This is a genomic window from Streptomyces ureilyticus (genome assembly GCF_011045025.1).
Lineage (GTDB): Bacteria > Actinomycetota > Actinomycetes > Streptomycetales > Streptomycetaceae > Streptomyces > Streptomyces ureilyticus.
On the sequence record NZ_JAAKZX010000021.1, the window covers coordinates 59,574 to 80,026 of the forward strand.

Genomic DNA, 20,453 nt, shown 5'->3' on the forward strand with positions numbered 1-20,453 from the left:
GAGCGGGCGTTTGAGTACGAAAGTGGGCCGATGACCAGCCGAGTGATGTTGATCTCACCAGCGATCAGTGCCGCGTTGCGGGAGGCGCGTTTCGACGACGGATGCTCCCTTGACGCCTCTGGGCTGCGGCTCGCGGAGGCGGCCGCGGGTTCGCTGCCCGCCGCGGACCGGGCCCTGGTCTCCCCCGGTGTGCGCTGCCGCGAGACGGCCACCGCGCTCGGTCTCGACGCCGCGGACGAGCCGGAGTTGGCGGGCCTGGACGTCGGTCGCTGGCGCGGCGCGAGCCTGGCCGAGGTGAGCGTTGAGGAGCCTGAGGCGGTCGCGCGCTGGCTGGCGGATCCGTCGTACACCCCGCACGGCGGTGAATCCGTACGCGGATTGTGCGACCGGATCGCCAAGTGGCTTGATGCGGCTGGGGAGTTCGAGGGCCGGACCTTCGCCGTCGTCGAGCCGGAGATCGTACGGGCCGTAGTGGTACGGGCCCTCGGTGCTCCGGAGCCGGCGTTCTGGCGGATCGACGTACCACCGCTGACCGCGACGGAACTCAGCGGTCGGGCCGGGCGCTGGAACGTACGGGTGGGCCGGGCGCTCGGGGACTGACGGGCGACTCGAGAGCTGGGCGGCGGTCCATCGCTTCGGGGAGGGTGGTCCGCCACGGCGGTCCGCCACCTCGGGGCGGCTGTCACCACAGCGGGGCCGTTCACCTCAACAGGGCGAGGAACTCCGTGCAGGCGCGCGCGCAGTCCCGGCAGGACTGCGCGCCCTCTTCGGCCTCGGGGTTCCGGTCGAAGACGTGCGCGGTCTCCAGGCAGACGGCGCGGCACCACTCGACCTGGGCGCGCGTTCCGGCCTCGTCCTGCCAGGTCTGCTCGGCCAGCACACGGCAGGTCGCGTCGCAGACCTCCGCGCACATGATGCTCTTGCGCCGCAGCAGCTGCTGGTCTTCGGGACCGTCGAGATCGGCGAGACTCGCGCGCAGCGCACACAGCCGCGCGCACTCGGTACACGCCTGCGCACAGGCGAACCGGTCCTCGAGGAAACGGACGAGTTCCTGCTGATCTATCGCTGACACGCTGACCGAGTTGCCGTACGCCGCCCGGCCAAACCCGGCGGCGTCACGAAGCGGGCACGAGATCCGCCGTTCCCACCGGTGCCGAACGGCACTCCGCGATCGATACTTGACCCGCAGGCCTTGAGAGATCCAGGACGCGGCCACGGCTGCTCACCTCACCCGGAGGTACGGAATGAAGATGCTCATCAACGTCGCGGAGACGGTTGTCACCGACGCGCTGCGGGGCATGGCCGCCGCGCATCCCGAGCTGACCGTGGATGTCGAGAACCGGGTGATCGTACGGCGGGATGCACCGGTCGCCGGGCAGGTGGGGCTCGTCTCCGGTGGCGGTTCGGGGCACGAGCCGCTGCACGGCGGGTTCGTGGGTCCGGGGATGCTGTCGGCGGCCTGTCCTGGCGAGGTGTTCACCAGCCCGGTGCCGGACCAGATGGTACGGGCGGCGGCCGCCGTGGACAGCGGCGCCGGAGTGCTGTTCATCGTGAAGAACTACACCGGGGACGTACTCAACTTCGACATGGCGGCGGAGCTCGCCGAGGACGAGGGCATCCAGGTGGCGAAGGTACTCGTCAACGACGACGTGGCGGTGACCGACAGCCTCTACACGGCCGGGCGGCGCGGCACCGGCGCGACACTGTTCGTGGAGAAGATCGCGGGCGCCGCGGCGCAGGAGGGCCAGCCGCTGGAGCGGGTCGAGACACTGGCCCGCCAGGTCAACGAGAGCTCCCGCAGTTTCGGTGTCGCCCTGAGTGCCTGCACCACTCCGGCGAAGGGCAGTCCCACCTTCGATCTCCCGCCCGGGGAGCTGGAGTTGGGCATCGGCATCCACGGCGAGCCCGGCCGGGAGCGGCGCGCGATGATGACGTCGCGGGAGATCGCCGACTTCTCGGTGAACGCGGTCCTGGAGGACCTGAACCCCAGGAATCCGGTACTGGTGCTGGTCAACGGCATGGGTGCGACGCCGCTCCTGGAGTTGTACGGCTTCAACGCGGAGGTGCAGCGCGTGCTGACCGAGCGTGGTGTCGCGGTGGCGCGCACGCTCGTCGGGAACTACGTCACCTCGCTCGACATGGCCGGAGCCTCGGTGACGCTCTGTCAGGTCGACGAGGAGCTGCTGCGGTTGTGGGACGCCCCGGTGCGTACGCCGGGCCTGCGCTGGGGCATCTGAGACCGGTCGGCTCCCTGACCGGACAAGCCCCCAGCCACACACCCCGGACAACCATGACGACTACGCAGGCACGATGCGAGGAGATCCTGTGCTCGACGCCGACTTCTTCCGCCGTTGGATGACGGCGACCGCCGCGTCCGTCGACCGCGAGGCGGCGCGGCTCACCGCCCTCGACTCGCCGATCGGTGACGCCGACCACGGCAGCAATCTGCAGCGCGGCTTCACGGCCGTGACGGCCACGCTGGAGAAGGAGGAGCCTCAGGCGCCGGGTGCCGTACTCATGCTCGCCGGGCGGCAGTTGATCTCGACGGTGGGCGGTGCCTCGGGTCCGTTGTACGGCACTCTGCTGCGCCGTACCGGGAAGGCGCTCGGGGACGCGGCCGAGGTCAGCGAGGAGCAGCTCACGGACGCGTTGCGTACCGGGGTGGACGCGGTGATGCAGCTCGGCGGGGCGGCGCCCGGCGACAAGACCATGATCGACGCGCTGGTGCCGGCGGTCGAAGCGCTCGGCGAGTCCTTCGCGGCGGCGCGGGCCGCCGCCGAGGAGGGCGCCCTGGCCACCACACCCTTGCAGGCCCGCAAGGGCAGGGCGAGTTATCTGGGCGAGCGGAGCATCGGGCACCAGGACCCCGGTGCCACCTCCTCCGCACTGCTGATCGCGGCCCTCGAGGAGGCGGCCGGTGAGTGACGAGAAGCTCGTGGGGATCGTGCTCGTGTCGCACAGCGCCGCGGTGGCCGCCTCGGTCGCCGAACTGGCGGTAGGGCTCGCGGGCGGCGGCACGACCGCGCCGGTGGCTCCGGCGGGCGGGGTCGAGGGCGGCGGCCTGGGCACCAGCGCCGAGCTGATCTCCGCCGCGGCCGCCTCCGTGGACCGCGGCGCCGGTGTCGCCGTACTCACCGACCTCGGCAGCGCGGTCCTCACCGTGAAAACCCTCCTCGCCGAGGGGGACGAACTTCCGGCCCACACCCGCCTCGTGGACGCTCCCTTCGTCGAGGGCGCGGTCGCCGCGGTCGTCACGGCCTCGTCGGGAGCGGACCTCGCGGCGGTGGAAGCGGCGGCTTCGGAGGCGTACGCGTACCGGAAGGTCTGACGCGGCCACGGCGCGGGCCGTGATCGGGCGACGGTGATCACTGGGGCGGCATGGTGGCGGCGGAGGCATGCGGAGGGATCCCTCCGCCGGTTCGGTCACATGCCGTGGCGCGCCGTACGGGTGCGCCGTACGGAGGACTCCGTCACCTGGCCGGGCCCGCCCCGCGTGCGGGGGCGGGGAGGGGCACGTTGGCTCGTCCCAGGGCAGCACGGGCGTTTCCCAATCCTCGGCGGCGCATGGGATGTACCGCCAACCGTGCCGCCGGAGGGCAGTCCAATGCGTACTACTCAGATGTTCGTCCGCGCCGGTCTGACCGTGGCGGCTTCCGCCGCGTTGCCGCTGGCCCTCACCGCCGGGCCCGCTGCCGCGGTGAACACACAGATCACCGTGACCTCCAGTGGGTCAACGGTCCAGGTGAACACCACCTCGTGCCCGGGCGGCGGCAACGCCTCGCTGTTGTCCAGCGGACAGACGAGCTTCGCCCAGGGACGCCAGGCGGCGCTTTCCGGCACCAGCAGCCAGAGCGCCTCGTGGTCGGGCGTCAGCTCGGGCACGTACACCGTCATCGTGGTCTGCGAGAACGGCACAACGGCGGGCACCCAGTCCATCACCGTGTCCACGGGCTCGAGCCCCACGATCTCCGCGACGGCCTCCCCGTCACCGTCCCCGTCGCCGACTCGGTCGCCGACGCGGTCGCCCTCGCCGACGGCCACGGCGACACGCGGGGTCATGGGCGGTACGGGCGGCTCCGCGGAGGACTACAGCACCATCACGTACACGGCGGGCGGAATCCTGGTGGCGACAGGCGTCGGGGCCACGGCCTGGGTCCTGCGCCGCCGCGCCAAGCCCAACCGGCTCTGATCACAGCCCGAACGGCTCTGATCACACCGTCGACTCACGGGAAGCCGGATCCGGCGCGGGCAGTCGCCCGAACTCCTCCAGCGCATGCGTCAGCCAGCCGGTCCAGAAGGTCTCCAGGTCGATCCCGGCGCGCAGGATGAGGTGCTGGAGCCGGTCCTGGGGCGTCTTGCTGCCGGGCGGGAAGTCCCGCTGCTGGATCTCCTCGTACTCCGCCAACTGCCGCCGGTGCAGGTCGAGATGGCGGCGCAGATCCGCCTCGATGCCCGCGGTGCCGACCACGGCCGCGGCCCGCAGGCGCAGCAGCAGCGGGTCGCGCAGGGGCTTGGGGTCCTGGGAGGCGGCGGTCCAGCGGGTGAGTTCGGCGCGGCCCGCGGGCAGGACCTCGTAGCTCTTCTTCTGCCCGCGGGCCGGCTGCTCGTCCGCCAGTGCCCGGATGTAGCCCTCGGCCTCCAGTTTGCCCAGCTCGCGATAGATCTGCTGATGCGACGCCGACCAGAAGTAGCCGATCGACCTGTCGAAACGCCGGGTCAGCTCAAGGCCCGACGACGGCTTCTCCAGCAGGGCGGTGAGGATGGCGTGCGGCAGTGACATGAACTCATCCTAGGTACGCGGCGGTACGCCACCGACAGCTGATCCCCTGGCTACAGCGCCGCCGCCAGCTCCGTGCCCTGCTTGATCGCGCGCTTGGCATCCAGTTCGGCGGCCACGTCCGCGCCGCCGATGAGGTGCACGCTGCGACCGGCGGCGCTCAGCGTGTCGTACAGGTCGCGACGCGGCTCCTGTCCGGTGCAGAGCACGATCGTGTCGACCGGCAGGACCGTGCTCTGCCCGCCGACGGTGACGTGCAGGCCTTCGTCATCGATCCGGTCGTACTGGACACCCGGGATCATGGTGACCCCGCGGTGCCTGAGCTCCGTGCGATGGATCCAGCCGGTGGTCTTGCCGAGCCCGGCGCCGACCTTGGAGGCCTTCCGCTGCAGGAGGTGGACAGAGCGCGGCGACGCGGGCCGCTCGGGCGCGGCGAGGCCGCCGGGCGTGCGGTGGTCCATGTCGACGCCCCACTGACGGAAGTACGTCGCCGGGTCCTCGCTCGCCTTGTCGCCGCTGTCGGTCAGGTACTCGGCGACGTCGAAGCCGATACCGCCCGCGCCGAGGATCGCGACGCGGTCGCCGACGGGCACGCTGTCGCGCAGCACGTCGAGGTAGCCGACGACGCTCGGGTGGTCGACGCCGGGAATCTCGGGCGTGCGCGGGCTGACACCGGTGGCGATCACCGTCTCGTCGTAGCCGGCGAGGTCGTCCGCGGTCACGTACGAACCCAACCGCACCTCCACTCCGCGCAGTTCGAGCTGAGTACGGAAGTAGCGCAGCGTCTCGTCGAACTCCTGCTTGCCGGGGACCTTGCGGGCCACGTTCAGCTGGCCGCCGATCTCGCCCGCGGCGTCGTAGAGCGTGACGTCGTGGCCGCGTTCGGCGGCGGAGACGGCGCAGGCGAGTCCGGCGGGGCCCGCCCCGACGACGGCGACGCGCTTACGGTGCCGGGTCGGCGAGAGGGCCAGCTCGGTCTCGTGGCAGGCGCGTGGGTTGACCAGGCAGGAGGTGATCTTGCCGCTGAAGGTGTGGTCGAGGCATGCCTGGTTGCAGCCGATGCAGGTGTTGATGGCGTCGGGGCGCCCGTCCCGGGCCTTGTTGACGAAGTCGGGGTCGGCGAGCATCGGGCGGGCCAGGGACACCATGTCGGCGTAGCCCTCGGCGAGCAACTCCTCGGCCAGTTCAGGGGTGTTGATGCGGTTGGTCGTCACCAGCGGAATCGCGACGGCGCCCATGACCTTCTTGGTCACCCAGGCGTACGCGCCGCGCGGCACTGAGGTCGCGATGGTGGGGATCCGCGCCTCGTGCCAGCCGATACCGGTGTTGATGATCGTCGCTCCGGCGGCCTCGACGGCCCGGGCGAGCGTGATCACCTCGTCCAGGGTCGATCCGCCGGGCACCAGGTCCAGCATCGACAGCCGGTAGATGATGACGAAGTCCTCGCCGACCGCCTCGCGTACGCGGCGGACGATCTCGACGGGGAAGCGCATGCGGTTCTCGTACGAGCCGCCCCAGCGGTCCTCGCGCTGATTGGTCTGCGTGGCGATGAACTCGTTGATGAGGTAGCCCTCGGAGCCCATGATCTCGACGCCGTCGTAGCCCGCCTGCCGAGCGAGGCGGCCGGCGCGGGCGTAGTCGTCGATCGTCCGCTCGACCTCGTCGTCGGTGAGGGCGTGCGGGACATGGGGGCTGATCGGGGCCTGGAGGGCGCTGGGCGCGACGAGGTCCTGGTGGTAGGCGTACCGCCCGAAGTGCAGGATCTGCATCGCGATCCTGCCGCCCTCGCGGTGCACGGCCTCGGTGATGACGGTGTGCTGCTCGGCCTCCGCCTCGGTCGTGAGCTTGGCCCCGCCCTCGTACGGCCGTCCCGCCTCGTTGGGCGCGATGCCGCCCGTGACGATGAGCCCCACTCCCCCGCGCGCCCGGGCCGCGTAGAACTCCGCCATGCGCTCGAAGCCGCGCTCCGCCTCCTCCAGGCCCACGTGCATGGAGCCCATGAGCACGCGGTTGGGCAGCGTGGTGAAGCCGAGGTCGAGCGGGGTCAGCAGGTGCGGGTAACGGCTCATGGGCCCCTCCGTGTGCGATGTCGTGCGGTCTGTTGTAGACGAGGGGCCGAGCTTTTTGCAACTAGTTGCACAATGGCGGAGGCGTGATGTGACTATGACCTCGTTCCGATGACGACCGTGCTGTTCAGCTCCTCCGACACGGCCAGGCGCGGGACGAGCCCGGCGTCGGCGACGGTTTCGACGGCGACGGGTGCCTGGCGTTCGCTCGACTCGACCAGGAGGATGCCGCCCCCGGCCAGCCACTGCGGGGCTTCGGCGGTCACCCGGCGCAGGAGGTCGAGTCCGTCGCCTCCGCCGTCGAGTGCCACGAGGGGCTCGTGGTCGCGGGCCTCCGGGGGCAGGAGGCAGACCTCTTCGGTGGGGACGTACGGCACGTTGGCGGCCAGGATGTCGACGCGACCGCGGAGGCTGCGCGGCAGCGGCTCGAAGAGGTCGCCCTCGTGGACCTGGCCGCGCTCGCCGACGTTCCGGCGCGCACAGCGGACCGCGGCCGGGTCGATGTCGGCGGCGTGCAACTCGACGCCGGGGAGGGAGGCGGCGAGCACGGCGCCCACCGCTCCCGAGCCGCAGCACAGGTCCACGACGACGGGAGCCGGGGCTTCGGGGGCCGACGCGAGGGCCTGCTGGACCAGGAACTCGGTACGCCGGCGCGGCACGAAGACGCCCGGCTCGACGTCGACGCGCAGACCGCAGAACTCGGCCCAGCCCAGGACGTGTTCGAGGGGCAGGCCCGCGCAGCGGCGGTCCACCATGGCGGTGACTTCGGCCGGAGTGCGGGCGGCGGAGACGATCAGCCGCGCCTCGTCCTCGGCGAAGACACAGCCCGCGGACCGGAGCGCGGCGACGACAGCGGCGTACGAAACGGAAGGGATGGAGGAGTTGGGCATGGAAGCCGAGAGCCTTTCGGGAACCCGAAGAGTGCTCTCCCGGTCACCTGGCGGCGGTGAACCCCTGAGGCGAGAGCACCCGAGCTGACACAGCGGTAATGGGGCTCACCTCCTCGGTCCCTGCACGGCTGGGGCGGTCCGCAGCCGGACGGCAACATTACACGGCGCCCGGTTGCCCTCACGAGGCCGTGGCCCCGCCGATCCCTTCACGGTGCTCAGCCGCTGACCTCGATGACGATCTTTCCGCGGGCGTGGCCGTCCTCCACCAGCCGCAGTGCCTCGGCGGCGCGGGACAGGGAGAAGGACTGAGTTACGAAGGGGTTCAGCTTGCCGTCGACCACGAGGTGGGCGACCTCGTCGAGGATCGCGGCGTTACGGGCCCGGGCGACCGGGGCACCGCCGAGGCGGCCCACTATGTCCTTGCCGCCCGCCGTAATCAACTTCGTGCGGTCGGTGAGGAGTTCGGCCGCGGCCTCGAGGACCTCGCCGCCGATCAGGTCGTAGACCGCGTCCACGCCGTCCGGAGCGGCGGCCCGTACGCCGGCCACGAAGTCCGGGCCCGAAGGCACGTGCACGGCGCCGAGCGACTCGACGAAGTCCTTCTTGCCCGCACTGGCCGTGCCGATGACCTTCACCCCGAAAGCGCGCGCGATCTGGGTGGCCGCCACGCCCACGCCACCGCCGGCGCCGGTGATCAGCAGGGTCGAGCCGGCCGGCAGGTTGAGCTGACGGATGCCGTCGTACGCCGTCGCCCCCGCGACCGACAGGGCCGCCGCGTCCGTGAAGGAGACGGCGTCGGGCTTGTGGGCGGTCACCGCGACGGGGAGCAGGGTGTACTCGGCGTAGCCGCCGCCGACCGGATTGCCGAACACCGCGTCGCCCACCGCGAACCCGGTGACTCCCTCACCGATCTCCTCGACCACACCCGCGGCCTCGTTGCCGAACACCGCGGGCAGTTCACGCGCGGACTGGCCCGGGCGTGCGTAGCCGTTGCGCTGCTTGCAGTCCACGGGGTTCACGCCTGCCGCCCGTACGGCGACCAGGAGTTGACCGGGACCGGGGCTCGGCCGGTCCTGTTCGACGAGGGCCTCGGTCTCCGGACCGCCGAACCGCGTGAAGACGTACGCCTTGGGCATCTGCTTCCTCTTTCTCCACCGGGTTTCTCCACCGGACCGCGCCTGTTCAGCTCAGCATGCCGGGAAGATCGCCGGGCGGCTATTCCCGCACTCATTCCCCGCGCGGGCGCCCGGTACCGTGGACCGATGCATGTCACCCGAGGCTTCACCGGACGCCCGCGCGTCCCCAACGCGGGGCTGCCGCCCGGCCAGTACGACGCGGGCGACGACTGGCCGGTCCTGTCCGTCGAGGTCACGCCCGAACTGGCGCCCGCGGACTGGACGTTCACCGTCGACGGGCTGGTGGCCGAGCCGCGCACCTGGTCCTGGGACGAGGCACACGCGCTGCCAGCGTCCGCGTACGAGGGCGACATCCACTGTGTGACGAGCTGGTCCAAGTTCGGGGTGCGCTTCGGGGGTGTGGCCCTGGACGCGTTCCTGGACCTCGCACGTCCGGCCCCGGAGGCGACGCACGCGGTCGCGTACTCCCACACCGGGTACACCACCAACCTCCCGCTGGCCGATCTGACCGGCGGGCGCGCCTGGATCGTCTGGGAGTACGGCGACGAGCCGCTGCCCGCGGAACACGGTGGTCCGGCGCGGCTGCTCGTACCGCATCTGTACTTCTGGAAGAGCGCCAAGTGGATCGCGGGCCTCAGACTCCTCGACCACGACGAGCCGGGCTTCTGGGAGCAGAACGGCTACCACCACCGCGGCAACCCCTGGGAAGAGCAGCGCTACTCCGGTGACTGAGACGACCGAAGACCTTTGCGTGACCGGGACGTTCACGCCTTCGACGGGGTTCGCCGTGCCCGGCCGGATCGCCGTGAACAACGACACGGCGACGACCTGGCAGCGCGCCACGCTCACCGAGATCCGCCGCGAGACCCCGCGCGCGGCCACCTTCCGGTTCGCCGTGCCCGGCTGGCGCGGCCATGTGCCCGGCCAGCACGTGATGCTGCGGCTCACAGCGGCGGACGGTTACACCGCCCAGCGCCACTATTCGATCGCGTCGCCGCCCGACGATGCCGGGCATATCGAGCTCACGCTCGACCATGTCGAGGGCGGCGAGGTGTCGGGCTGGTTCCATACGGTCGCAGAGCCGGGCGACCAGGTCGAAGTCCGCGGCCCGAACAGCGGCTTCTTCGCGTGGACCGGCGACCGGCCCGCCCTGCTCGTCGGCGCGGGCTCCGGTGTCGTACCGCTGATGTCGATGGTCCGCCACCATCGGGCGCGCGGGCTGTCCGTGCCGCTGCGCCTGCTCGTCTCGGCGCGCGGACCCGAGGAGTTGATCTACGCGTCGGAGTACGGCTCCGAGACCACGCCCGTGTTCACGCGCAGCGCACCGCCCGGCGTGCCCGTGGGGCGCCTGTCGTCCGCCCAGGTGGCGGCGCTCCTGGCCCATGGGCCCGACGGCGGCTGGGAGGCCTACGTGTGCGGGTCCAACGGCTTCGCCGAGCATGCCTCACGGCTCCTCGTCGAGGCGGGGCAGCCGGTGGACCGTATCCGGATCGAACGCTTCGGCTGAGGCTGGTCGGCGCGCGCTGACCTGCGTGCCCGAAGTCCGATGCGGTATCGCGCCCCCACGGAAGCCGCAGGCATCCGTGGGAGCGCGGCAGTGCCAACTTGCGGCTCCGCCGCGATGGGGGTCCCCCCCCCGCTCGAGCGGAGCCAAGAGTGGGGGAGCGACCAACCACAACGAACCCGCGGCTTCGAACTGCACGTCCAGCGGAGCTAGTCGTGCGGGACCACCGCGACCGGGCACGCGCAGTGGTGGATCACGAAGTGGGCCACGCGGCCGAGGCCCGGGCCGGAGGTAGCGCGGCCTATGACCAGCAGGCCCGCCTGGATCGACGCCTTCAGCAGGTGGTGGCCCGCGAGGCCGTACGCCACCTCCTCGATGACGGTCGTCTCCGGGAACTTGTGGCGCCACGGCCGCAGAATCACCGCCAGGGAGCGGCGGTTGGCGTCCTCCAGTCCGGCCGTGTCGTCCAGCGTTCGCGTGCCGATGACGTAGCCGGACGGCGGGGGCAGCGTCCAGGCGTGCACGACGTGCAGGGGTGCCGCGCGGACGGCGGCCGCGTCGAAGGCGTAGCCGATGAGGCCGTCGGCCGGGTGCGCCAGGTCCAGGCCGAGGACCACCGGCAAGTAGGGGGCCTTGGCCGGCGGTGTCGCCTCGTCGACGGGCACGCGTTCGTCCTCGGGGAGTTCCCCCGCGCGCACCAGCACCACCGGGCGCTCGGCGCGGGAGGCCACGGCGCGCGCGACCGAGCCGACCAGGAAACCGGCGACGTCGCTGAAGCCGCGGGAGCCGAGCGCCAGCGCCTCCGACTCCGCGGCGGCGGCCAATAGCGCCGGGACCGCGGGGGTTTCAGTGCGGCGGGCCATGATGTCCAAAGCCGGGTGAGCGTAAGCGAGTTGGACGGCGGCCCGGTCGAGCGTCACGCGGGACGGCCTGCCGTCCGACGGCGCCGCGGGGTCGGGACCGGCCTGCAGCAGGCGCAGCGCGAGGTGACGGCGGAGAGCCTCGCGGGCCGCCCAGTCGGCGGCGTCCAGGCCGGCGCGGGAACCGTCGACGCCGACGGTGATGGCCCGGGTGTCCTTACTCATGGCTCGCGCCTCTCCTCGTACCGGCCCGGGTTCCACGCGGGGCGCGGATCAGTCGTGCGCGGGCGGATCCGCGCCGGCGCGAGCACCGGCCGCAACGGGATGGCGACTCAGAGGGTCCGTTCGCCGCCGATGGGGAACTCGGGCGGCGTACGACGGTGAGGAGGCATGGACATGGGCACGCGGGTGCGCGGCTGGCGTTGGCGGCCCAATCCGCTGCGCCGCCGCTGCGATGTGGTGGAGACGTGGACGACCCTGGTCGTCGCCGTTCTGCTGTGCGTCGGCGCCCCGCTGGCCGGGCTCGTCGTGGGCTGGCAGGCGTACGACGCGGCGCGGGACGCGGCAGCGGAGCAGCGGGCCGAACGCCATCGGGTGCGCGCGGAGGTCACCGAGCAGGCGCCCGCCGCGGTACCCACCGCCACCGGCGGCAAGCAGCCCAGCTACTGGGTCGCCGTGCGCTGGACCGAGCCCGGCGAGCGAGCGCGCACGGGCGAGGCCCGGGTCCAGGCCGGCACCCGCCCCGGCGACCACACCCACGTATGGCTGGATGACGCCGGCCGGATCGTCGCCGCCCCGGCGGACAGCACGGCGATCTGGCAGCAGGCGCTCGCGGTGGGAGGCTGCACCGTCGGTGGCGCCGCGACCGTCGTCCTGGCCGGGCGCTTCGTCGTACACCGCGTCTCCCTCCGCCACCGCATGGCCGAGTGGGAACGCGAGTGGGCCCGTACGGGACCGGAGTGGGGCCGACGCTGGGCATGACCGGACCGGGCCAGTGCGCGGAAAAGGGTCTTCAACTGCTGGTCATCAAGGTCGGGTGAGTGAGCGTAACCATGTGTGAGTGAGTGTCGTTGTCAGAGCATGAATCTCACGGAATGGGCGAAGGTGCAGGGCGTGCACCCGCAGACCGCGTATCGCTGGTTCCGTGAGGGGACGCTGCCGGTACCGGCTCAGCGGGTCGGCCCGCGCACGATCCTCGTGAACGTGGGGGTCAATGCCGCGCCCGAGGCGATCGGCGGGCTGGGCCTGTACGCCCGTGTCTCCTCCCATGACCAGAAGACCGACCTGGAACGGCAGGTCGCCCGGCTGTCCCGGTGGGCGGCGCAGGCCGGTCACCGGGTGGTGCGGGTGGAGGAGGAGATCGCATCCGGTATGAACGGTGCCCGCCCCAAGGCCAAGCGGCTGCTGGCCGATCCGGACGTGACCACGGTGGTGGTCGAGCACAAGGACCGGCTGGGTCGGATGAACACCGAACTTGTCGAAGCCGCCCTGTCCGCACATGGGCGCCGCCTCGTGGTCCTTGATGACGGCGAGGCCGAAGACGACCTGGTGCGCGACATGGTGGAGGTGCTGACCTCGTTCTGTGCTCGCCTGTACGGTCGCCGGTCGGCGAAGAACCGAGCCCGCAAGGCTTTGGAGGCCGCCGAGCATGGCTGACTCCACACTGCGCACGATCGAGGCGCCGTTCGTTGCGCTGGGCCCGTCCGGGGTGGCGATCCGCACCAGCATCAAGGGCATGTCCCAGCGGGACCGTAAGGTGCTGCCCCTGGTGGGCGCACACCTGGGTTCGCTGGCTTGCGCCGACCTCAAGGCACGTTGCCGGGCGGGTACCGATCACGACAGCGACCAGTGGGCGGAGCGCAAGCGGGCCCTGACCCAGGAGTCGTCCTCGCGCTGGGCCGGGAGCATCACGAAGGCCACCCACGACCAGTGGAGCCTCTCGCGCCGTGCCCAACTCGCCCACATCCACAACCTTGAGGCCGGGGTGCACACGATCGCGCACCGCCTGTCCCAGCCGGTCGGGGAGAAGGGCACGAAGCGGGCGCCGGGCGGCTACCGCACGAAGCAGGAGTGGTTCCAAAAGACCCGGCGCCTGCATGTGCTGGAAGACCGGCTGGAGCGCGAGCGGTCCGACCGTGACGCCGGTGTCGTGCACGTGGCACGGGGCGGAAAGCAACTGGCTCGCAACCGGCACAATCTGGAAGCCGCCCAGCTCGGCGAGTACGAGTGGCGCAGGCGCTGGGATGCCGAACGCTGGTTCCTCCAGGCAGACGGGGAGTCGGGCAAGCGTTTCGGGAACGAGACCATCCGCGTCAGCTCCGACGGCGAGGTCAGCATCAAGCTCCCGGCTCCGCTGGCGCACCTGGCCAACGCCCCACGCGGCCGGTACGTGCTCGACGGCCGGATCAACTTCCGGCACCGCGGCGAAGAGTGGGCCGACCGCGTATCGGCGAACCGTGCTGTCGCCTACCGCATCCACCTGGACGTGGATCGGGGCCGCTGGTACCTCACCGCGTCGTGGACGATCCCGCCGGTCCAGACCGTTCCCCTGACCGTAGCCAGGGCGAACGGGCTCATCGGTGTGGACACCAACGCCGACCACTTCGCAGCGTGGCGTCTGGATGAGCACGGCAACCCGATGGGTGATCCCCGCCGATTCTTCTACGACCTCGACGGGCCGGCCACCTACCGGGACGCCCAGGTGAGGCACGCCCTCACCCGCCTCCTTCACTGGGCACGGCGCGAAGACGTCTCCATCGCGATCGAGGACCTGGACTTCGGCGCGAAGAAGACGCGGGAGAAGCACGGCCGCAGGAAGCAGTTCCGCAAGCTGATCTCCGGCATGCCCGTCGCCAAACTGCGGGCACGGCTCGTGTCCATGGCCGCCGCACTCGGCATTACCATCGTCGTCGTCGACCCCGCCTACACCTCCCGCTGGGGCGCCGAGCACTGGCAGAAGCCCCTCAGCAGCAAGAACCGCAAGACCACCCGCCACGACGCCGCCAGCGTCGCGATCGGGCGACGCGCTCTCGGACACCGGGTCCGGCGACGGACGGCACCGCCCCCACACGACCAGAGCGATCGTGTGGGGCATCGGACCGCCCAGGCCGGACACGGCACCCGCGGGCGTGAGGAAACCCGCCCCCGCTTCCCCGGACCACGGACACGATCCGTGTCGCCGAACGCGGCGCGAACGCGGGTAACCAGCGCATCCACAACCGTTCGGGATGCGCCAGTTGACCAGTTTTGGGTCCAAGACTCACTCCTGCTCACTGATTAGGAACGGTCTGGTGGCGCGCTGACGGCCACCGTACGGTGTGATCATCCGCACCCCGTCCCGTGATCCCGTAAAGGCGGTCATCCATGGCCTTGTTCGACCTGCCCCTCGACCAGCTCCGGAACTACCGCAGCGCGTCCGTCGAGCCGGAGGACTTCGACGCCTTCTGGGCCAAGACGCTTCAGGAGGCGCGCGAGTACGACCTGGACGCCTCCTTCGAGCCGGTCGAGACGCAGCTCAAGACCGTGAAGGTGTACGACGTCACGTTCGCCGGGTTCGGCGGCCACCCGGTGAAGGGCTGGCTGACACTGCCCGCCTGGACGGACACGCCACGGCCTGCGGTCGTCCAGTTCGTCGGGTACGGCGGCGGGCGCGGCCTTCCCCATACGCATCTGCTGTGGGCCTCGGCGGGCTTCGCGCACTTCGTGATGGACACCCGGGGCCAGGGCAGTGCGTGGGGAGGCGGTGACACACCAGATCCGGTGGGCAGCGCTCCCGCGTTTCCCGGCTTCATGACCCGCGGGGTCGAGGATCCCGAAAGCTACTACTACCGGCGGGTGTTCACCGATGCGGTACGGGCCGTGGAGGCGGCCCGCTCGCATCCGCTGATCGACGCCTCGCGCACCGCGGCGGTCGGTTCCAGCCAGGGCGGCGGCATCACGATCGCGGTCGCCGGCCTCGTACCGGACCTGGCGGCGATCGCCCCGGACGTGCCGTTCCTGTGCGACTTCCCGCGTGCGACAACGCTGACGGACCGCGATCCGTACCGGGAGATAGGCAAGTACCTCAAGACGCACCGCGGTCGTACCGAGCAGGTGCGGCGCACGCTGGCGTACTTCGACGGCGTGCACTTCGCGGCCCGCGGCCGGGCGCCCGCCCTGTTCTCGGCGGCCCTTGAGGACCAGACCTGCCCGCCGTCGACGGTGTTCGCCGCCTTCAACGCCTGGCCGCACGAGGACAAGACGATCGAGGTGTACGACTTCAACGACCACGAGGGCGGCGGCCCGTACCAGGAGGCGGCCCAGTTGGCGTGGCTGCCGAAGCGCCTGGAGCAAGGGCGGTTGACGGCCTCGCGGTAGCGGAGTTGCGGGTCCTCGCCGAGGAGGGCGAGGACCCGTCGTTTCCTGGCGCCCGGGGTCAGGGCGTGGCGTTCTTCAGGTCGCGGTATGCCTGGTTGTCGGGCGAGTTGTCGTTGTCGGAGATCCAGTTGGACCTGGCGTCGAAGAACTCCATCTCGATCACTGTGAAGTTCGGGATGTCGACGATTTCCGGAAGGGCTTCGCGAACACCGTCGATGCCGTTCCCACGGTGCTCAGCGTCCCCGCGAGCCCCCTCACCGCCGAGATCACAGCCGTACTCGGCGAAGATGTGCGGCTTGGAAGCGAAGTCGTGCTGCGGGTCGGATTCCGACTTGAACCGCCTTGCCCCAGCGATCATCCGGTCGCCCAGGGCGTTTTTGTCCTGTTCGGTCGCCGCGATGTAGGGATCCTGGCCGACGATGTCCACCTTGTCATTTCCGGGCCACAGCGGCTTATAGAGCTTCTTGTCCCAGTGTTCCCTGAACCCCTGGACGATCCAGACGAGTTTCACCTTGTCCGCACCCACGTCCTCGCGAGCCTCGAACACCTCTTGCCACATCCTGCGGTAGTCGGCGTTCTCGAACCCCTCGCAGGGCGCCACCTCACCGCAGTTGTCCGGGTCGCGCCAGTCCAGTTCGGGTTCATGCACGATGGACAGCCAGACGTCCGTACATCCGTCACCGCATGCGGACTTCAATCGCCGCATCACATCGCGGAGTTGGTTCCTGCTCTGCTCGCCTTTCACGTCCGCCCAGTTTCCGCCCTTGGGATACGGACGCCAGGAAAGGTGCAGCTTCTTCCCCGCTTGGATCGCCTTCCGCTCGGCCTTTCCCTCTTCAGTTGTGCCGTCGAGCGGTTCCTCCCCGGGTGCGTGGTAGTTGCGCAAGTGACCGGAGAATGCGCCATATTCCTTCTCCGCGGCGGTCACGCTGTCCCACCACACCGTTTCACCCGGGTGAGTGCGGTAGTGGCCCAGTACGGGAAACTCTTCCTGGGCCTGCGCCGACGCTGGCGCCGTGAGCGAGGCGGTGACCCCGAGTGTCGTCACCGCGGCGCCCATGGCCATGGCCTTCCACTTCATTGCTCGCGCTCCTTTCTCTCGTTCACCGCACGAGGTTCGAAATCGAGATCCGGGCGAAGGAGATCTCCTCGTACGGATTGTTCTGCCCCGCCTCGAAAAGCAGGCCGAGATAGTCGTCGGAGAGCTTGACCATGTCGGAATACGCGCTGCGCTCGGGCCAGACGGTGTGCGCCTCCTCCCAGTCCCTGCCTTCGTTCGTACTGCGCCAGATCACCATGGCTCCCCGGCCGCCCGTCGCCGTCTCCTTGGCGGAGGAGAACAGGATGAGGTTGCTGTCGTCGCCCTGGTCGGTGGCGAACACACGCTGCACCGTTCCCTGCACGACCGCCGTTTCCAGTTCCCTCTGGGACTTCAGCCCGCCGGCATACGATTCGCCGCCGTCCTCGCTGAGTACGTAGGCCCGATGTCCGGGAGTGTTACCGCCTTGGTCGCGGACGCTCTGGTACAGCGTGCCGTCGGTGAGTTCGATGAGCTGGGATTCGTCACCGTTGACGTAGCGGCCGTCGTAGTTCTCGTCGGTGGCGCCGAGCTTCCAGGTGTGCCCGCCGTCGTCGCTGTAGGCGAGGTGCACGCCGTGGTACTTCGCTTCCGTGCCCCGGTCATCTGAACCCGCCGGTGGAATGCCGGTGTGGTTGCCCGGCACGACGATCCGGCCCGCGTGCCGGCCCCGGGTGAGCTGGATGGCGTGCCCGGGCCCGAAGACGAAGTGCCGCCACCTCCGCGGTTTCACGGCGTCGGTGATCTCGACCGGATCGCTCCAGGTCCGGCCCTCGTCCGTGCTCCGCAGGACGAACGGCCGACGGCTGTCCTCCCAGGACGCCCTACCGGTGTTGATGTCCTCCGCGGACACATGCCCGGCCGTACGAATGGCGAGCAGCACGATGTCACCGCTTCGCTGGTCGACGACGGGTACGCCGGGACCGATCTTGTTCCTCCCGTCGCTCCAGATCACCTTCAGCTCGCCCCACGTACGGCCCCGGTCTTTGGAGCGGCGCATCACGAGGTTGATGTTGCCGTTGTCGTCGGCGTCGCCGAGCCGGTCCTCGGCGAAGGCGAGCAGGTCGCCCGACCTGGGCGTCCGCACGATGGCGGGAATCCGGTACGTGTGACTCCCTCCGGCAGTCCGGGCGAACACCGTGCTGCCGGGGACGGCCACAGCCGCGGCCGGTCCGGCCCCCGCGGCGGCCGAGGCTGCCGCGGGCACGGCCGGCAGCGCGAGTATGCCGACGCCTGCGGCCAGCAGGGTGCGGCGGCTGGTATGGGGCTGGCTGGGCATGTACGTCTCTCCTCCACGTCTGGACACGTCGCCGGCGGGCCGGTGAGTCTCGACTCTCGAGGCAACGGGAGTTGTCCGTAAGCCCAGTTCGGGGGAATGGACAATGGAGCGACGCCATGGATGCCGTCGTTCCGGTTCTTGCGTTCAGGCCGGTTCAGGCCAGCACAGAGCTGAACACGTAGCCGAGTGAGTTGGTCGCCCAGTGGAGCCCCATGGGCGCGAGCAGGCTGCCGGTGCGGTGACGCAGGTAGCAGAACAGGCAGCCTGCGGCGGCCGTGAGGAGGACCGCGCCGAAGGTGGCCAGGACGGTGCCGAGGGCCGAATGCCCGAAGAGCGAGCCCACCGCCTGGTTGGAGTCGGTGAGATGGCGCGACGGCAGGATGTGCCAGAGACCGAAGAGCACGGACGAGAACACGGTGGCCGCGACCGGGCCGCGAGCGCGTAGCACCAGTCCGTAGAGCGCTCCGCGAAAGGCGACCTCTTCCAGCAGCACCGTGCCGATCGGCACCTTGATCAGCACCCGGCCGACGACCTCCGCGCCGCTCAGTCCGCTCGCCCTCTCGTCCTCGAACAGCTCGCGGGTGACGGGCAGCGCTGCCGCACACAGGTACACCGCTGCGACGATCGCGACCAGAGCAAGCGCCCAGCCGAGACCGCGGCGCAGCGTGTCGCGGGACAGTCCGAGGTCGGCCCAGCCGCCACCAGCCCTGAACGTGATCGCGATCAGCGCGGCAGAGGCGATCGCGGAGCTGAGCACGATCCAGGACGGCGCCCACCGGTTGTTGACCAGGTTCGTGAGCACCAGCAGCGTGACGGCGGCCACCAGCGCTGTCGCGGTGGACGTCCGGCCGCTCTGCCTGCGCTGCGAAAGCTCTGCCACCTCACTCGCCCTCAATGTGGAGCACTGATCCTCAAGGCGTCCGCTACCGTTCCTAAAGACTGAGCGCGAGTGAGTCCTGGTGCCAGAACTCATGCTCAGCCGCGTGCCCCGAACGGTGCTGGGCCCGCTGGTCGCCCGCTTTCGATCCACCACCGGGCGGCGCGCCTCGTGTGCGCGGTCCGGGAAGGTGGGGGCGGGTTTCCTCACGCCGTCGAATCTCCGGTCGGGCCTGGACGGTCCGATGCCCCGCAGCATCACTCCGGTGCTGCGGGGGCGGTGCCGTCCGTCGCCTGATCGGATGCCCGAGGGCGCGTCGCCCGACCGCGATGCTCGCCGCATCGTGCCGGGAAATCTCACGTCGTGGACTGGTCAGGGGCTTCTGCCAGTGCTGGGCACCCCACTTGCTGGTGTAGGCCGGGTCCACCGCCACGACGGCGATGTCCTGCTCAGCGGCCATCGATACCAACCGTGCCTTGAGTTTGGCGGTGGGGAAGCGGGAGATCAGGCGGCGGAAGCGCTTGTTGCGGCCGTGCTTCTCCCGGCTTGTGCCGTCGCTGAAGTCGAGGTCCTCGATGGCGATCGCGGCGGCCCCGCTACGGCGGGTGTGGTGCAGCAGCCGGGTCAGCGCGTGCCGGATCTGGGCGTCGCGGTGGTCCGCGCTGCCCGCGAGGTCGTAGAAGAAGCGCTGCGGCTCCCCGACCGGGTTGCCGTGCCCGTCGAGTTGCCAGGCCGCCAGGTGGTCGTCGTTCATGTCCACCCCCACCACGCCCCGGGCCAGGGCCGCCTCCAGTGGCATGGCGGGTACGGCGGCACGCTGCCATGCTGCGGTCACATACCAGCGGCCGAGCACCACATCGTGGTGGAGGCGGTAGGCGACCGCCCGGTTGGCGGTGATCCGGTCGCGCCATTCCTGCCCGCGATGGCGGAACGCCACGGTCGCGTCCAGTACGTACCGGCCGTGCGGCGCGTTGGCCAGGTGGGCCAGCGGGGACGGGAGCTTGAGGGAAAGCCGGCCGGTGTCGGTGACGCGGATGGTTTCGTTGCCGAAGCGTTTTCCGGACTCCCCGTCAGCAGTCAGGAACATCCGCTGCGCCTGCCAGCGTGCCCGCCACGCCGTTTCGTCCAGCCCCGCCGCCGCCAGGTGGTGGCGGGTGTTCGCGAGGCGCTTGCCGCCGCGCAGCACATGCACCCGGCCCGCCGCCCAGTCCGCCTCCACCACCGCCAGCCGGGCCTTCAGGGCATGCAGGCGGCGGGATTTCGCGTGCCACTCGGCACGGGTGGCGTACCCGCGCGGCAGGCCTTCGCGCTTGTCCGCCTTGGCGCCCAGCGGCCGGTCCAGCCGCGCCTCGAGGGAGGCGATCTGCTCGCGCAGCCAGGTCAGTTGGGCGACTTGGCCGCGCCTCGCCAGCGCCCACTGATCGTGGGTGGCCTTGGTGATACTGCCCGCCCAGCGCGCCGACGACTTCCCCGTCAGCTCCCGCTTGCGCACCGCCCACCCGGTCGCATCGTGCGCCACACCCTGCCGGGACCGTTCCGCGAGATCACCCGATGCCAGCGAACCAAGGAACATACCGACCTCGGTCAGCACCGCCGCATCTGACTCACTCACCCTCAGCCGGTCCCGGAT

At 70.7% G+C, this 20,453-nt stretch carries 21 protein-coding genes; 11 read left to right on the plus strand and 10 right to left on the minus strand.

What is annotated here, in order from left to right; translation table 11 throughout:
* Positions 1-30 precede the first annotated feature (30 nt).
* Complete coding sequence (locus G6048_RS09795; RefSeq protein ID WP_165339070.1) at positions 31-600, plus strand: histidine phosphatase family protein; 570 nt, start codon at positions 31-33, stop codon at positions 598-600.
* Positions 601-700: 100 nt separating this feature from the next.
* On the opposite strand, the gene G6048_RS09800 is transcribed toward G6048_RS09795, so the two are convergent.
* The gene (locus G6048_RS09800; protein WP_165339071.1) at positions 701-1,072 is read right to left on the minus strand and encodes a ferredoxin; all 372 of its coding nucleotides are present in this window, start codon (positions 1,070-1,072) and stop codon (positions 701-703) included.
* 172 nt (positions 1,073-1,244) lie between these two features.
* Here G6048_RS09800 and dhaK point away from each other — a divergent pair, with 172 nt between their 5' ends.
* From dhaK to G6048_RS09820, 4 genes are all read left to right on the plus strand, one after another.
* On the plus strand, positions 1,245-2,237 hold the full coding sequence (gene dhaK, locus G6048_RS09805; RefSeq protein WP_165339072.1) for a dihydroxyacetone kinase subunit DhaK: 993 nt from the start codon (positions 1,245-1,247) through the stop codon (positions 2,235-2,237).
* Positions 2,238-2,325: 88 nt separating this feature from the next.
* The gene (dhaL, locus tag G6048_RS09810) at positions 2,326-2,925 is read left to right on the plus strand and encodes a dihydroxyacetone kinase subunit DhaL (RefSeq protein ID WP_165339090.1); all 600 of its coding nucleotides are present in this window, start codon (positions 2,326-2,328) and stop codon (positions 2,923-2,925) included.
* A complete protein-coding gene (locus G6048_RS09815; RefSeq protein WP_165339073.1) occupies positions 2,918-3,328 on the plus strand; it encodes a PTS-dependent dihydroxyacetone kinase phosphotransferase subunit DhaM in 411 nt (136 codons plus the stop codon). The genes dhaL and G6048_RS09815 overlap by 8 nt, the downstream gene beginning before the upstream one ends.
* 276 nt (positions 3,329-3,604) lie before the next feature.
* Positions 3,605-4,189 carry a hypothetical protein gene (locus G6048_RS09820; protein ID WP_165339074.1) on the plus strand — a complete coding sequence of 195 codons (585 nt, stop codon included), beginning with the start codon at positions 3,605-3,607 and terminating at the stop codon, positions 4,187-4,189.
* Between the two features lie 21 nt (positions 4,190-4,210).
* On the opposite strand, the gene G6048_RS09825 is transcribed toward G6048_RS09820, so the two are convergent.
* The 4 genes from G6048_RS09825 to G6048_RS09840 all read right to left on the minus strand — a co-directional run bounded on the left by G6048_RS09825 (position 4,211) and on the right by G6048_RS09840 (position 8,869).
* Positions 4,211-4,780 (minus strand): PadR family transcriptional regulator, encoded by a 570-nt coding sequence (locus tag G6048_RS09825; RefSeq protein ID WP_165339075.1) that lies wholly within the window; start codon positions 4,778-4,780, stop codon positions 4,211-4,213.
* Between the two features lie 50 nt (positions 4,781-4,830).
* The gene (locus tag G6048_RS09830; protein ID WP_165339076.1) at positions 4,831-6,846 is read right to left on the minus strand and encodes an NADPH-dependent 2,4-dienoyl-CoA reductase; all 2,016 of its coding nucleotides are present in this window, start codon (positions 6,844-6,846) and stop codon (positions 4,831-4,833) included.
* A gap of 92 nt (positions 6,847-6,938) precedes the next feature.
* Positions 6,939-7,733 carry a putative protein N(5)-glutamine methyltransferase gene (locus G6048_RS09835; RefSeq protein ID WP_165339077.1) on the minus strand — a complete coding sequence of 265 codons (795 nt, stop codon included), beginning with the start codon at positions 7,731-7,733 and terminating at the stop codon, positions 6,939-6,941.
* Positions 7,734-7,948: 215 nt separating this feature from the next.
* Entirely contained in the window at positions 7,949-8,869 is a 921-nt protein-coding gene (locus G6048_RS09840) for a quinone oxidoreductase family protein (protein ID WP_165339078.1), read from the minus strand.
* 126 nt (positions 8,870-8,995) lie between these two features.
* On the opposite strand from G6048_RS09840, the gene G6048_RS09845 reads away from it, so the two are divergent.
* Both G6048_RS09845 and G6048_RS09850 read left to right on the plus strand, forming a co-directional pair.
* Positions 8,996-9,601 (plus strand): sulfite oxidase-like oxidoreductase, encoded by a 606-nt coding sequence (locus G6048_RS09845; RefSeq protein WP_165339079.1) that lies wholly within the window; start codon positions 8,996-8,998, stop codon positions 9,599-9,601.
* Positions 9,602-9,620: 19 nt separating this feature from the next.
* Positions 9,621-10,376, plus strand: a complete 756-nt coding sequence (locus tag G6048_RS09850; RefSeq protein ID WP_165339091.1) for a ferredoxin reductase — start codon at positions 9,621-9,623, stop codon at positions 10,374-10,376.
* A gap of 206 nt (positions 10,377-10,582) precedes the next feature.
* On the opposite strand, the gene G6048_RS09855 is transcribed toward G6048_RS09850, so the two are convergent.
* Positions 10,583-11,458: a universal stress protein gene (locus G6048_RS09855; protein WP_165339080.1), complete on the minus strand. Its 876-nt coding sequence runs from the start codon at positions 11,456-11,458 to the stop codon at positions 10,583-10,585.
* 165 nt (positions 11,459-11,623) lie between these two features.
* On the opposite strand from G6048_RS09855, the gene G6048_RS09860 reads away from it, so the two are divergent.
* The 4 genes from G6048_RS09860 (at position 11,624) to G6048_RS09875 (ending at position 15,589) form a co-directional block, all read left to right on the plus strand.
* Positions 11,624-12,214, plus strand: coding sequence for an Rv1733c family protein (locus G6048_RS09860; RefSeq protein ID WP_328825725.1), 591 nt, complete (start codon positions 11,624-11,626; stop codon positions 12,212-12,214).
* A 99-nt stretch (positions 12,215-12,313) separates the two neighbouring features.
* Positions 12,314-12,889: an IS607 family transposase gene (locus G6048_RS09865; RefSeq protein WP_165339081.1), complete on the plus strand. Its 576-nt coding sequence runs from the start codon at positions 12,314-12,316 to the stop codon at positions 12,887-12,889.
* A complete protein-coding gene (locus G6048_RS09870) occupies positions 12,882-14,513 on the plus strand; it encodes an IS200/IS605 family accessory protein TnpB-related protein (protein WP_165339082.1) in 1,632 nt (543 codons plus the stop codon). The genes G6048_RS09865 and G6048_RS09870 overlap by 8 nt, the downstream gene beginning before the upstream one ends.
* A gap of 83 nt (positions 14,514-14,596) precedes the next feature.
* Complete coding sequence (locus G6048_RS09875) at positions 14,597-15,589, plus strand: acetylxylan esterase (RefSeq protein WP_165339083.1); 993 nt, start codon at positions 14,597-14,599, stop codon at positions 15,587-15,589.
* Between the two features lie 58 nt (positions 15,590-15,647).
* Here G6048_RS09875 and G6048_RS09880 read toward each other — a convergent pair whose 3' ends face one another.
* The 4 genes from G6048_RS09880 to G6048_RS09895 all read right to left on the minus strand — a co-directional run.
* A complete protein-coding gene (locus tag G6048_RS09880; protein WP_165339084.1) occupies positions 15,648-16,670 on the minus strand; it encodes a glycoside hydrolase family 26 protein in 1,023 nt (340 codons plus the stop codon).
* Between the two features lie 22 nt (positions 16,671-16,692).
* Positions 16,693-17,946, minus strand: coding sequence for a sialidase family protein (locus tag G6048_RS09885; protein ID WP_165339085.1), 1,254 nt, complete (start codon positions 17,944-17,946; stop codon positions 16,693-16,695).
* 154 nt (positions 17,947-18,100) lie between these two features.
* Entirely contained in the window at positions 18,101-18,826 is a 726-nt protein-coding gene (locus G6048_RS09890) for a CPBP family intramembrane glutamic endopeptidase (protein WP_328825726.1), read from the minus strand.
* Positions 18,827-18,878: 52 nt separating this feature from the next.
* Positions 18,879-20,453 (minus strand): transposase (locus G6048_RS09895; protein WP_235989569.1); only part of this gene is annotated, 1,575 nt, incomplete at its 5' end.